This window comes from Paraliobacillus sp. JSM ZJ581 (genome assembly GCF_044383835.1).
In the GTDB taxonomy this organism is placed as follows: domain Bacteria; phylum Bacillota; class Bacilli; order Bacillales; family Amphibacillaceae; genus Paraliobacillus.
This window is the reverse complement of sequence record NZ_JBISEP010000005.1, coordinates 1-13812: the sequence shown is the minus strand read 5'-3', so window position 1 is coordinate 13812 and position 13812 is coordinate 1. Positions and strand designations below refer to the sequence as shown.

General features: G+C 37.1%; 15 protein-coding genes. 2 read left to right on the top strand and 13 right to left on the bottom strand.

Annotation, left to right across the window (positions count from 1 at the left end; genetic code table 11):
• Positions 1-57 precede the first annotated feature (57 nt).
• The 5 genes from ACH6CY_RS04535 to ACH6CY_RS04515 form a co-directional block, all read right to left on the bottom strand.
• Positions 58-1158: a phosphomevalonate kinase gene (locus ACH6CY_RS04535; protein ID WP_374066083.1), complete on the bottom strand. Its 1101-nt coding sequence runs from the start codon at positions 1156-1158 to the stop codon at positions 58-60.
• Positions 1159-1183: 25 nt separating this feature from the next.
• On the bottom strand, positions 1184-2164 hold the full coding sequence (mvaD, locus tag ACH6CY_RS04530) for a diphosphomevalonate decarboxylase (protein WP_374066082.1): 981 nt from the start codon (positions 2162-2164) through the stop codon (positions 1184-1186).
• Between the two features lie 18 nt (positions 2165-2182).
• Positions 2183-3163, bottom strand: coding sequence for a mevalonate kinase (gene mvk / locus ACH6CY_RS04525; RefSeq protein ID WP_374066081.1), 981 nt, complete (start codon positions 3161-3163; stop codon positions 2183-2185).
• A 68-nt stretch (positions 3164-3231) separates the two neighbouring features.
• Complete coding sequence (locus ACH6CY_RS04520; protein WP_374066080.1) at positions 3232-4593, bottom strand: tripartite tricarboxylate transporter permease; 1362 nt, start codon at positions 4591-4593, stop codon at positions 3232-3234.
• Positions 4593-4844: a hypothetical protein gene (locus ACH6CY_RS04515; RefSeq protein WP_374066079.1), complete on the bottom strand. Its 252-nt coding sequence runs from the start codon at positions 4842-4844 to the stop codon at positions 4593-4595. The genes ACH6CY_RS04520 and ACH6CY_RS04515 overlap by 1 nt, the downstream gene beginning before the upstream one ends.
• 261 nt (positions 4845-5105) lie before the next feature.
• Here ACH6CY_RS04515 and pdxK point away from each other — a divergent pair, with 261 nt between their 5' ends.
• Positions 5106-5900 carry a pyridoxine/pyridoxal/pyridoxamine kinase gene (gene pdxK / locus ACH6CY_RS04510; RefSeq protein WP_374066078.1) on the top strand — a complete coding sequence of 265 codons (795 nt, stop codon included), beginning with the start codon at positions 5106-5108 and terminating at the stop codon, positions 5898-5900.
• Positions 5901-6427: 527 nt separating this feature from the next.
• Here pdxK and deoC read toward each other — a convergent pair.
• From deoC to ACH6CY_RS04470, 8 genes are all read right to left on the bottom strand, one after another.
• Entirely contained in the window at positions 6428-7099 is a 672-nt protein-coding gene (deoC, locus tag ACH6CY_RS04505) for a deoxyribose-phosphate aldolase (protein ID WP_374066077.1), read from the bottom strand.
• 44 nt (positions 7100-7143) lie between these two features.
• The gene (cdd, locus tag ACH6CY_RS04500) at positions 7144-7551 is read right to left on the bottom strand and encodes a cytidine deaminase (protein WP_374066076.1); all 408 of its coding nucleotides are present in this window, start codon (positions 7549-7551) and stop codon (positions 7144-7146) included.
• Between the two features lie 25 nt (positions 7552-7576).
• Positions 7577-8395 (bottom strand): purine-nucleoside phosphorylase, encoded by an 819-nt coding sequence (locus ACH6CY_RS04495; protein WP_374066075.1) that lies wholly within the window; start codon positions 8393-8395, stop codon positions 7577-7579.
• A 13-nt stretch (positions 8396-8408) separates the two neighbouring features.
• Positions 8409-9590, bottom strand: a complete 1182-nt coding sequence (deoB, locus tag ACH6CY_RS04490; protein WP_374066074.1) for a phosphopentomutase — start codon at positions 9588-9590, stop codon at positions 8409-8411.
• Complete coding sequence (locus ACH6CY_RS04485; protein ID WP_374066073.1) at positions 9508-9696, bottom strand: XapX domain-containing protein; 189 nt, start codon at positions 9694-9696, stop codon at positions 9508-9510. The genes deoB and ACH6CY_RS04485 overlap by 83 nt, the downstream gene beginning before the upstream one ends.
• 117 nt (positions 9697-9813) lie before the next feature.
• Positions 9814-11118 (bottom strand): pyrimidine-nucleoside phosphorylase, encoded by a 1305-nt coding sequence (locus tag ACH6CY_RS04480; protein ID WP_374066072.1) that lies wholly within the window; start codon positions 11116-11118, stop codon positions 9814-9816.
• A 42-nt stretch (positions 11119-11160) separates the two neighbouring features.
• Positions 11161-12357, bottom strand: a complete 1197-nt coding sequence (locus ACH6CY_RS04475) for a NupC/NupG family nucleoside CNT transporter (protein ID WP_374066071.1) — start codon at positions 12355-12357, stop codon at positions 11161-11163.
• Positions 12358-12559: 202 nt separating this feature from the next.
• Positions 12560-13285: a GntR family transcriptional regulator gene (locus ACH6CY_RS04470; RefSeq protein WP_374066070.1), complete on the bottom strand. Its 726-nt coding sequence runs from the start codon at positions 13283-13285 to the stop codon at positions 12560-12562.
• Positions 13286-13479: 194 nt separating this feature from the next.
• On the opposite strand from ACH6CY_RS04470, the gene ACH6CY_RS04465 reads away from it, so the two are divergent.
• Complete coding sequence (locus ACH6CY_RS04465) at positions 13480-13572, top strand: YjcZ family sporulation protein (RefSeq protein ID WP_374066069.1); 93 nt, start codon at positions 13480-13482, stop codon at positions 13570-13572.
• Positions 13573-13812 lie beyond the last annotated feature (240 nt).

The following is a 13812-nucleotide window of genomic DNA, read 5'->3' as shown; positions in this document are numbered from 1 at the left end:
CAGCTTCTTTAATCCAATTACATCTAAGTACCTCATCATGTACTTCCAAAGCTTTTGTTAATTTTCGTTACATTTTACGTGTGCTCGACTAATGGAAGGCTTAAGATCTAATGCTTTTATCCCTGCAGCTTGCCACGCCTCGCTAAGTTGTACACTCTTTTCTTGTCCTTCAACAAAGGCAATCCCACAATCGCCACCACCAGCACCAGATGATTTACCGCAACCATATGCAGCAGCAATTTCTGCCAGTATTTCTAATTGAGGTGTTTCAATTTGCACATTAGCCAATTGACTAATCGAACGTAGTACATTTCTATTACGACAAATCCCATCTATTACAAGCTCTGACTTGTTTTCTTTACAACCATGCACAATCAGCTGAACAGCCGATAAACTATCCTTCAAAAAAGCATGATAGCTTTTTTTATTTTTTTTCTGATAGCTGCGAATTTGGTTAACCATTGGAGCAGTTGCTGCCGCTTCTCCAGTCCAACCAACACAAAACTGTAACCCTTCTGGTAATTGTAATCGTTCAATAAACAACATCGGCCATTTTATCAACACGATTTCCTCGACCGATAATTGCTGTTCTAATTGACTCATCAACCAAGCTCCATCAAATGCAACATAATGTAGCAAACCACCATAGGTCGAAGCTGCTATGTCTGCACAAGAACCGTTTCCTTGCGTTTTAAAATGTGCAATGGATGATAGTTTAAATATTTCATCTTCAGTTGGTTCTTGTTTTTTATGTAATTTCAACATTGCTGTTATTACTGCTACAACAATAGCTGCACTAGAACCGAGACCATACTTCTTCCCAGATGCATCATCTAACTCACTAGACACTATTAAATGAAACGGAACCATTGAATTAGACAGATAACGATAAACGACTTGTATTGCTTGATGAATAAATCGAAGTTTATTATTGCTTATCGAAAATTGCACTTGTCCGTTTTCATAGTTCCAGGTGATATCCTCCAATCCCAACTGAGGCAAGTCTATTCGATTGTGGCTACTTTCAGCAATCTGTACAGTAATATATCGATTAACTGCAACAACAATGCCAGGTTGATTCGGTTCAGTTACCGCATACTCACCTGCAATCAGTAATTTCCCTGGTGTTTTAATTTGATAAGAACGAGCAGCTTGCATAAAAATTTTTCTCCCATTCCTTGTTTTAATCTGTTACATACATAATTCCAGGGCCTACACGACAATGGTGAATGTCATGAACAACAGACAAGACATTCAGTGCATCTTGAACTGCCTGCTCATCTTTTGGCTGACAGACGACTTTCACATTAGGACCCGCATCAATAGTAAAATAGGCTTCAATCCCTCTTTCACGAAGTGCTTGAACTTCCTGCATTACTTCTACTGTCGCACTCTGCCAATACATAAATGGTGGATTCGCACCAAGGGTTGTTGCATGCATTTTTAACGCATTCGCTTCCACCACTTGCCCAAGCTTAGTGAAGTCTTTTTCTTGCAGGGCTTCTTTTATTGTAATTAAATCTTCTTCGACCGCTTCTAACCACCCAGCAAAAAATGGAGACGTTTCAACTGTCCGTTTCATCCCTTCTCGTGATAACACTTTCTTCGCCTTTGTAGTTACTTCCACAGATAATACACGTAAATCCCAAGCATCTTTGTCCAAAATAGGTGTTGCATAACAATCCGAACCATCTGCTTCTATCCCTTTTTGCCACTCCACATAACCACCAAAAATGGAGCGACTAGCAGATCCCGATCCTTGCCTTGCCAGTTGTGACAGCTCACGTTCATTCAAGTTTAAACCAATCGCTTTAGCAGCAGCTGCGGCTAAAGCGGCATAACCTGAAGCAGAAGACGCGAAGCCAGCAGCAGTTGGGACATAATTCTTAGAAGTCACTTTAGCATATATCGTTTGATTAGCTTTTGCCCGAACCCGATCCAAAAACACAGCTACCTTCTCCGTTTCCTCTGATTCCGCTTGCTTTTCGTTCAAATAAAACTGATCAGATTTTAGTTGCTCATCAAATTCCACTGTTGTAATTGTATAAAATTTATCCAGCGTTACTGACAAACTATTATTTGTAGGAAGAAACAGCTGCTCGTCTCGTTTACCCCAATATTTGATTAGTGCAATATTTGTATGTGCTTTAACCGTTGCTCTCATAATCTAGCTCCTTTAATATTACGATCCACTGACAGATGTTGTATACTGTTCTTCACCTTGACCAATTTGAAAATGCCATGTTTGAGCAGCACCTGCGTGTAAAAATCTTTCCGCAAGCGTTTTTGCATGAGCTGCATGTTTTGCAAGTGCTATAATACAACCGCCACGACCACCCCCAGTTAGTTTTGCTCCTAAAGCCCCAGCTTGATGCGCAATTTTCACCAAATGATCGATTCCTGCATCACTTACTCCTAGACTGACCAGTTCTTTTTGTGCACGATTTAAAATGTCACCTAAGATCAATGGATTCCCATCTTGCAATGCTTTTTTTGCCTCTTTTGTTAAATGACCTAACAATTTAATCGATTGCTTCGTTTGTGCAGTAATGGATTTATATTTTTCTTTAATACTCGCAATTGCCGCATGTGTGTCACCAATTCTTCCAGTATCCGCCACAACTAAATGAAAAGCTTGATTAATTTCAACTTCTTCAATTGATTTTTCTTTTTCAAACCAAATCGGAACATCACTACTCACTGCCTCCATATCAATTCCACTAGGAGTACCATGCGCATAAGTTTCCGCTAAATGAACGAGTGCTAATAAATCACTCTTGTCTAACGGATGATTAAAAAAGTTGTATAAACTACGCACAACAGCAATTGCGATTGCGGCACTAGAACCAAGCCCACGACCAATAGGAATAGTTGACTTAATATACATACGAAAATGATTAGGTTCTTTATTAAGCTTTTTGCATGTTTGTTCAATACAAGCAGCAATACCTTTTAACTTCTCTGGAATACTACTTAATGGCCCTACATAAAAATTACTTTCTAACAATACAGGCCCTTTATGTGGTGTGACTACTGATTTCACATGTATAGATGGAAACGGTAAAGCAATTGCTGGTTCTCCATATACAACCGCATGCTCACCTACTAAAATCAGTTTGCTATGCGCGCTACCTATTGCTGTTTTCTGCGGTAGTTCTAACATATTGCTGCCTCTCCTTTATCTATCGCGTTTTCTTCTATTACCCAAAAAAACAATTCCTAAATATTTCATTAAGATAAGCTTGCAAGTTGTGTAACAATCCACGGCGCAGCGTATAACACCATAAATTGCACACCATAATTAATACCTAATCGATGCATAAAACCAGCAACTAATCCGATCAATAATACACCGCCTATATTAATTAAACCACCATCCATGTATGCTAATAATAGAACTAAGCCAAAAAACAGCCCTAACATAGCTTCATGTGGTACCCATTTAAATACAAACGTACAAATTTGTTGTGCATGTTTTACAATAATGAAATAAGTAATCCCGATTGCCACAATTGCACCAATCGCCACTGCCCAAATAAAATCAGCATTGGAAAGGATATGGTGCATATTATGTTCAAGCGTAAATACTGGTGGTGCATGAAATAACGCATTTGCAGGACCGATTGCCACTGGCGACAATGGAATACCTAATGCAATTAATGGAATAAGTGTACCTGCAATATAAGATGCATTCGTTAACGCATCCATACTAGAAATAGCCAGTGAACTTTTCTTTACCGGATCTTTTACCCGAGAAGATACTAATTCTCCTAATAGGATAGTTATTCCCACAGGGCTTAAAATAAATAAAATAGAACCGAAAAAAGAAGAAAGTGTACTTATACTTAATTCTTGTTTTGTTAAAATTTTGAATGGATTTGGTAACTCTTTATACTTATTATTCTGATTTAATATAATTGTCTTCATTCCATAGCGGCTCATCGCTCTTCTTTTATCTTTATTTAATAACTCAAATAATATTAAGATAACAGGGCCAATGGTAATCCCTAAAAAGAAAGAAACAAAAACATTGGTACCTTCTGGGACTACACCTAACCCCCAATACAAATGACGTAAGCCTTGTATTAGTATAGCAAATGGTACAATCGACGCAAGAGCTATCCACCTATTTCTTGACATTAAGGCTAAAACAACTGCTCCTCCAAACAGAATTTGATTCGTATAATTTTGAATCACATCCGAAAAAGGAATCAACACATTTGCTAACAATAAACTTAATGGTACTGCTACAATTGTCCCAATCACAGAGCCTGATGCCATCTTCCGAATACTAAGATCAGATTTGCCGTGTCGCTTTAAAACAATAGCATGTTCGACCATCGGCGCTGCCATCACACCACCTGGGATCCCTGCTACAGCAACTGGAATCGAATCAGTTAGTTTTTTTGCAATAATTGATGCAATAAAAAATGTTAATATTACAATTGGTTCTAATCCTATCAATACTAAGACTAGGGTGACTGGAGCTAAGACGGCGGTTTCATCAGTACCAGGTAAAATACCTATGATTGTATAAATAAAAGTTCCAGTAACAGCTGCTAAAATCATCTGAATAATCAACGTAATATCCATTATATGTCCCCGTTCTTACCTGTTTCAAACTTTCTTTTTGGTTTAATTACAATACTAGAAATAATAAACCCTATTAATGAACCAATCAAGCCAAAATATAATGGTTTTGGATCTTCATTTGGAGCAATAAAATATGCACCTAAAGTAAAAGTACTAGTAATTACTAGTGCACAAACCAAATCTTTTATATTTACTAAGTCTGCCCATACTTCAATGTTTTCTTCTTGTATTACGTGATCTTTTTTTGTCATTTTCTTCATTCCTTATTTAGAAAAGTGATAAGAATAAGCCGAGATTATATTATAATATTATTACTTGGTACAAACAAATAAAATTAAGTGATATCGTTCACAATTTTAACATGACATGCGGTTATTTCTGAAATAATTTGCATTTTTGAAAGGCGTATTTCAGTATATTGTAAAAAAAGCTTTCTTTATTTTTCATCTTTCTTCTAGTGTGATAAAGTATATTTAAATAAAAAATTTCTGTTCGACCTGGAGGGGGATATTTTGAAAAAAACACTAACATTGGCTGGCTCTGATTCCAGTGGTGGAGCAGGTATACAAGCGGACTTAAAAACATTTCAAGAGCATCAAGTATACGGAATGACCGCACTTACTTCCATTGTTTCAATGGCACCTGAAAATTGGAGTCATCAAGTAACGCCTATAGCAGTCACAACGGTAGAAAGGCAATTAAAAACCATCCTGTCTGTAGGTATTGATGCAATGAAAACAGGTATGCTTGGCTCGGTAGATATTATTGAACTTGGCGCAAGAGAAATGAAAGCACACGGTTTAAATAAGGTAGTGATTGATCCGGTGATGGTTTGCAAAGGTGAAAATGAAGTGTTGCAACCCGAAAACACAGATGCAATGCGAGAATTACTATTACCACTTGCGACCATTACTACACCAAACTTATTTGAAGCTGGTCAATTAGCAAAAACAGGTCCGATTAAAACAATTGATGACATGAAACACGCAGCCGAAAAAATTATCGAATTAGGCGCAAAAAATGTAGTAATTAAAGGTGGAAAAGCTCTAAAGCATAATAAAGCAATTGATCTGTTCTATGATGGTAAGTCACATACATTATTAGAGAACGACAAAATAGAAACAAATTATACTCACGGTGCTGGCTGTACGTTTGCTGCTGCGATTACTGCGAACTTAGCAAATGGTAAGACAGTGAAAGATGCAGTAATAGTTGCGAAAGAGTTTGTTCATGAGGCTATCAAACACGGTTGGAAATTAAACAAATTTGTCGGACCAGTTAAACACGGTGCATACAATCAAAAATAAACCTTTAAAAACGAAGTCATCTGGCTTCGTTTTTGTTATAACGCACGAATAATTGGTAAAGTTAACACCAAAGTCACGATACAAAGAATGGTTTGTCATCAGGACAAAAAATACTAGCTAAAAGATAAACTTGAATTAGTACTGCCAGAATTAAGAAGAGAGGCGGCCTGTCATTGATCATAGTGAAAGTTGGTCTGTAGAAACAAAAAATTCAAAACACGTTTTCATGTTTATTTAACCAAACGTGATGTCATGAATAGAACAAGAGATATAGCAAAAATAAAAGCATACAAGTTATCATTCATTTGCAAAACAGCCGAATAGAAAGACAATATAATTGTTCTGACTAAGGTACAACGACGCAATTTAAATAGATGTTAGAAAAATAGATGAAATGGAAAGATACCGTTACCCGAAAAATTAGAATGAACACCTAACCTTTAAGAACGGTATCTCTAGACAATCCCTTCATTTCATCTGACTCTTAACAAAAATCGGTTCATACTTGGTAAAAACATGTATTGCTTTTAATAATCACTTGTTGATGTTTTTCCTTGTACAATCGCAACACTTGCACTAGCACCAATACGGGAAGCTCCAGCTTGAACCATTGCTTCTGCCGTTTCTTGATCACGTACACCGCCAGAAGCTTTTACACCGATATGCTCTCCAACTGTTTGACGCATTAAGCGAATATCTTCGACTGTTGCTCCACCAGTGGAAAAGCCAGTAGATGTTTTCACGTAATCTGTACCTGCTTCAACAGCTAGTTTGCATGCTGTTTCTTTTTCTTCATCCGTCAATAAGCATGTTTCAATGATTACCTTTACTAGTGCCTTTCCTTTAGCAGCATCAACTACAGCTTGAATATCAGATTTAACTAATTCATTGTTTCCATCTTTCAATGCACCGATATTAATAACCATATCAACTTCTGTTGCACCATTATCTATTACATCTTTCGTTTCTAATGCTTTCACATTAGTAGTAGATGCTCCTAAAGGAAAACCGATAACCGTACAAACAGCTACATCTGAGCCAGCCAACAAATTAGCAGCTTCCTTCACCCATGTTGGATTTACACAAACAGAATAAAACCCATGGTCTTTCGCTTCTTGACACAAGGTTGTAATTTGATTCTTCGTTGTATCGGGTTTAAGTGCAGTATGATCAATTTTGTTTGCTAGTTGATTTACCATTCTTATCTCTCCTGATTTTAGATTTACTTTACTTTCACTTCTTTTTATTTAGCATTAGATAAGTCATCCGACACAAAAGCACCTGGTAACAATTCACTCACTGTCGTCTCTTGAATATCACCATGCAAATTGGTTAAAACTACTTTCATGTTAGGATCACACAATTCTGCTAGGACCTGACGACAAGCACCGCAAGGCGATACCGGACGATCGGTATCAGCAACAACTACAAGCAGATCAAATGAACGAGCACCCGAAGCGTAGGCATGAAACAGAGCCGTTCGCTCCGCACAATTCGCTAAGGAATATGCCGCGTTTTCAATATTACACCCATGAAAAATGTCACCATCAGTAGTCCGTAATGACGCACCTACTTTGAACTTCGAATATGGTGTGTAAGCCATCTCTCTTGCTTTTTTAGCCTCTTCTACCAGCTTTTTTTCTATTGCCATCGCATTTCCTCCTCAGCTTAGCATGTTAGCTCATACGAACTAACACGTCTTTAACAAAACGTAAAAAAGAATCCCTTACTTTTTCTGTCGTCTCAATTACTTCATCATGTGATAACGGCTGATCCAAAATACCTGCTGCCATATTTGAAATACAAGAAACACCTAAGCAATCCATCCCTGCATGACGAGCGACAATTACTTCTGGCACAGTAGACATACCAACGGCATCTCCCCCTACTTTTTGTAGCATACGAATTTCAGCTGGGGTTTCATAGCTAGGTCCAGTATTCCAGACATAAACGCCTTCTTGTAAGTCTAAATTCATGTCTTTGGCTACATCACGAGCAATATTCTGTAAGTTTCTATCATACGCAGTAGACATATCCGGAAAACGCACACCAAGCTTCGATTCGTTTGGCCCTATCAATGGATCTTGTCCTGTATTATTAATATGATCGGTAATCAGCATTAAGTCACCTGGATTTAAATCAGGGTTTACACCACCTGCTGCGTTTGTTACTACAAGCTTTTCTACTCCTAATGCTTTCATTACACGTACTGGGAAAGTAACTGCATCAAGCCCATATCCTTCGTAATAATGAAAACGACCTTGCATAGCAATGACCGGCACACCCATTAGCGTACCACTAACAAGTTGACCCGCGTGACCTTCTACAGTCGAAACAGGAAAACCTGGAATTTTTTCATATTTAATCTTTACTGGATCTTCAATTTCATCAGCAAGCATTCCTAAGCCAGAGCCAAGAATTAAGCCCACTTTCGGTGTAATAGATAATTTTTTAGTGATATAAGAAGCGGCTTCTTGAATGTTTTGTAGATTCATTTGTTCTTCCTCCTTACTTAATGTCTTTCAAAAAACTAGCACCATGTTCTGGCATGTTAATTTCAAAGTTATCTGCAATCGTTGCACCAATATCAGCAAATGTTTTTCGTATTGGTAGCTCTTTTCCCTCGCTAATCCCTTTATGATGGACGAGTAACGGTACATATTCACGGGTATGATCGGTTCCGTGATGAACTGGGTCATTTCCATGGTCTGCGGTAATAATCAATAAATCATCTTCTCTTAGCTTTTCTAATACTTCTGGCATTCTCTGATCAAATACCTCTAGAGCTTTTCCATAACCTTCTGGATCTCTACGGTGACCATATTTCGCATCAAAGTCTACTAAATTCAAGAAATTTAATCCGTGAAAATTTTTGTCCATTGACTGGATGAATTTCTCCATACCATCATCATTATCTTTTGTTCGAATAGACTCAGTTACTCCTTCACCATCATAAATATCTGAAATTTTACCTAAAGCAACTACATCATACCCACTATCCTTCATCTCATTCATCACTGTTCTATCAAATGGTTTCAATGCATAATCATGGCGGTTAGATGTTCGTTCAAAGGCACCTAGCTCTCCAATAAACGGACGTGCAATAATACGACCGATCATATACGTATCATTTTTAGTTAAAGCTCGTACTGTTTCACAAATTTCATACTGTTCCTCGATTGGAATAATATCTTCATGTGCAGCAATTTGCAATACAGAATCGGCAGATGTGTAAACGATAAGTGCTCCTGTTTCCATATGTTCTTGTCCTAATTCCTTAATAATCTCGGTTCCAGAAGCAGGTTTATTCCCTATAATTTTCCGACCTGTTTTCTCTTCTATTTGCTGTAATAAATCATCAGGGAAACCATCAGGAAACGTTTGAAAAGGTTGGGCGATATGTAACCCCATTATTTCCCAATGACCTGTCATTGTATCTTTACCATTGGAAGCCTCCTCCATTTTCGTAAAATGGGCAAGTGGTTGTGCTGCCTTTTCAATACCTTTTATTTCTCGAATATTACTCAAACCTAATTTTCCGATTGTCGGCATATTTAGACCGTTCATTGTTTCAGCAATATGCCCTAATGTATCTGCACCAACATCATTAAATTCCGCTGCATCTGGCGCTTCGCCTATACCAACTGAATCCATTACAATAACAAAAACTCGTTTGAATGGTGTGTGCATAAGATCTCATCCTTTCTGTTGTAAAGTATAGTTTGTATCCAATCTTTTCACCTACATAAACACCTACTATCCTAAACACACCTGTAAGTACTGGAGGGGCTGGCAATGGGAGTTTTTAAAATTTAAATACACCTATAATGATTCACTCAAAATCAATTGCACTCTCCTACCTTATTCTATTTTACCTACAGCGTGGTTTGATGTCCAACCTTCCAAGAAGTATTTACTGATGAATAATATCATATATTAATTCGTTAGCTATAGGGGATTCATCGCCAATTGTGTAAGCTTGCTGAACCTTTTCGATCACTTCATCAACATTGGATTGATTACTATGAATCGTAACAATCGTTTCACCTGTTTTTACTGGATCGCCAATCTTCTTCTTTAATACAAGACCAACAGCTAGATCAATTTCTGACTCTTTTGTCATTCGACCAGCACCTAGCATACTTGCTGCAACACCTATTTCATCAGCAACTATTTCAATTACATATCCATCTCTTTTTGCTTTTACTTCGATTTGATTTGCAGCTGCTGGTAACTTGCTAGGATCATCTACAACAGATGCATCCCCTCCTTGTGATGCAATGAAAGTTTTGAACTTTTCAATGGCTTTACCCGATTCCATCACATCTTCCAACAACTTACGCGCATGTTCAATTGAATCTGCTTTTTTTGCTAAATAAACCATCTGACTTCCTAGCGTTAAGCATAGTTCATGTAAATCACTTGGTCCATTACCTTGTAAAGTAGCAATTGCTTCTTTTACTTCTAGTGCATTTCCAATCGCCAGGCCAAGCGGTTGATTCATATCAGAAATAACAGCAATCGTATTGCGCCCAGCACCATTACCTATTTCAACCATTGCTTTTGCTAAAGCTTGCGCATCGTCCAAATCTTTCATGAAAGCACCTGAGCCTGTTTTTACATCCAATACAATCGCGTCTGCACCAGAAGCAATTTTTTTACTCATAATAGAGCTTGCAATTAAAGGGATAGAGTTAACGGTTGCAGTCACGTCTCGTAAACTATACAACTTTTTATCTGCTGGGGTTAAATTCCCACTTTGACCAACGACAGCAATTTTGTTTTGATTCACTAATTTGTTAAACGTTGCACTATCTAGTTCCACTTGGAATCCGTCAATCGATTCTAATTTGTCAATCGTCCCACCAGTATGACCAAGCCCTCTGCCAGACATCTTTGCCACCGGGACGTCTAATGCAGCTACTAGTGGTGCTAATATTAATGTTGTCGTATCTCCAACGCCACCTGTACTATGCTTATCTACCTTAATTCCTTCAATATCAGATAAATCAATTTGATCGCCTGACTCTACCATCGCCATGGTTAAATGAACACGCTCTTCTTTTGTCATATCTTGAAAGTACAAAGCCATTGCTAAAGCAGACATTTGATAATCAGGTATTTCATTGTTGGTATACCCCTCAACAACAAAATCGATCTCTGCTTTTGATAATGCTTTACCATCTCTTTTTTTCGCAATAATATCTACCATTCTCATGTTTATCTTCCTCTCTTTTCTAAAAATTATTTTGTTTCTGACTTAAAAAAACATACCCGCTATTGCTGCGCTTAATAACGAAGCAAGCATTCCTGCTGCTACAGCACGAAGTCCTAGCGTTGCAATATCTTTACGACGGCTAGGAGCTAAGCCACCTAAACCACCTAACAAAATAGCCATCGAACTTAAATTGGCAAAACCACATAATGCAAAGCTTATGATTAAATTAGTCTTGTCAGATAGTGTATTCATTTCAGAAGCAAAGGAAGAATAGGCCACAAATTCATTTAATACTAATTTCTGACCGATAAAGCTACCTGCTGTAACTGCTTCAGACCAAGGAACACCAATCGCAAATGCAACTGGAGAAAACATATATCCTAAAATTCCTTCTAACGTTAATCCACCAAAAGCTCCTAAAATGCCATTAATCAACGCAATTAATGCAATAAACGCTAAAAGCATAGCTCCTACATTAAGCGCTAACTTCAATCCATCACTCGCACCTTTTGCAGCTGCATCGATTACATTAACCGTTTCTGTATCTTTTTCTAATTCAACTTCATCTGTTGTTTGTGACGTTTCTGTCTCAGGCATCATCATTTTAGCCATGACCAATCCTGAAGGAGCAGCCATAAAACTAGCAGCTAATAAGTATTCCAGCGGGACGCCTAATAACGAATAACCAACTAATACAGAACCAGCAACAGAGGCAAGTCCACCCGTCATAACTGCAAATAACTCAGATTTTGTCATTTTATCTAAAAATGGTCGTACAACTAATGGTGCTTCCGTTTGTCCAACAAAAATATTAGATGCCGCTGAAATCGATTCTGCCTTACTAGTACCTAATAACTTCGATAAGCCACCACCTAAGATTTTAATAAACCGCTGCATAATACCTAAATAATACAATACAGAAATAAGCGCTGAAAAGAAAATAATAATTGGCAACACATGAAAAGCAAATATCGTTCCAAATTCATCACTATCTGCTAATGGTCCAAATAAGAAGCTAATTCCTTCATTTGCATAATTAATAATATCTTGCACACGTAAAGTGAACCATTCTAATCCTTCTTTCCCTTTTTCCCATTTTAATACGATAAATGCAAAAGCGATTTGAATAGATAAACCGCCTAAAATTGTTCGTACACGAATCGACCTCTTGTTTGAAGAGAAAAGAAACGCAATAGATAATACTACAATTATGCCGAAGATACCCCACATCAAGTTCATGTTAAACACTCTCTTTCTATCTATAATTTGGACATCTTTAGTTGATTTATCCCTTTTGTCAGCATATAAAACACCGAAATCAATGTTTAATGTAATCCCTTACAAAGTGCTATGTCTTTATCATAAAGGTTAGACGTCCAACAAGTCAAATGTTTTATAAAAAAACTTGATAACATGTTCCTGTTATCAAGTTTTTTTCAATTTAAAGTATTCTTTTTCGAAATACATTAAAACTAACTTGGTCTGATCTAAAGAAGTTTAATGAATATAATATCGGCTTGTCATTCGTATCAAAATGAACTTGCTTTAGTACTAATAAAGGTATATCGGGTTCGCACTTTAAGATATGAGATATTTCTTTATGATAACCAATTGTTTTAATATCGGCCTTTGCATAACTGATTGTAATTCCTGCACTATGATGCAACGAGTCAAAGATAGATTCTCCTTGTAATGAAAATCCGTTTTCTAGTAATTCAGCAGGTATCTTGTCTATACAATAAACAAGGGGCTCTTGATTAGCAGTTCGAACTCGCTTTACGAGCATTACTTTTTCGTTTGGATTCATTTGTAATTCAGTGACATCATCTACATGTGGATCAACAAACCCAGTAAAAAGCAATTCTGTTCCAGGTTCCTTCTCTTCTCTCTTTATCATATCAGTGATACTAAACAACTCTTCAATCCCACCTGAAAAAATTGGCTTTTTATTAACAAACGTGCCAACACCGTGTTTGCGGATAATAATATTTTCCTCTTCTAATATTCGCAACGCTTCTCTTAATGTATTCCTTGATACGCGTAACGCTTTGGAGAAGTCTGTTTCTGAGGGCAAGCGTTCACCTGGCTCTAATTCGCCTTCTTTAATTTTCGTCTTTATTTGCTCAATAACAACGAGATATCGTGGTGTTTGATAGTTGTAATTCACCCTATTTCCCCCTTTATTTATATACTTTTATTCGAATACGTTTACATGTTCTTTACATTATAGCATGGATCAGAAATCTAATTAAGCTGCCTAATAAATAAAACTAAATTGAACATGCTCGCCCAAGCAAAACAACAATAAAAGCATAAGATATACTGTAGCTTTACTAAATTTATTTACGGGAGGAAAACAAAATGAGTCATTGCGGTGGGTATGGTAATTCATTTGTTTTGATTGTGGTGCTATTTATTCTTCTCATTATCGTCGGCGCTACATTCTATGGATAAAAAGAAGGAACCAAGAAGAGATGATTAAAAATCTCTTCTTTTTTATTTTTTACAGGACATCAACCCAAGAACTTTTGCCTATCTCGCATAGTATGTACGGAAACTTTTAACTAAATTACCCTATATCACTAATATAAAAATAGGAAAGGAGAAATAATATGTATAGAGATAACAATCTTTATCATTCATCTTATCCACAAAATTATCATCGAAGACCTGGATTCGGATTTGGCGGACCAT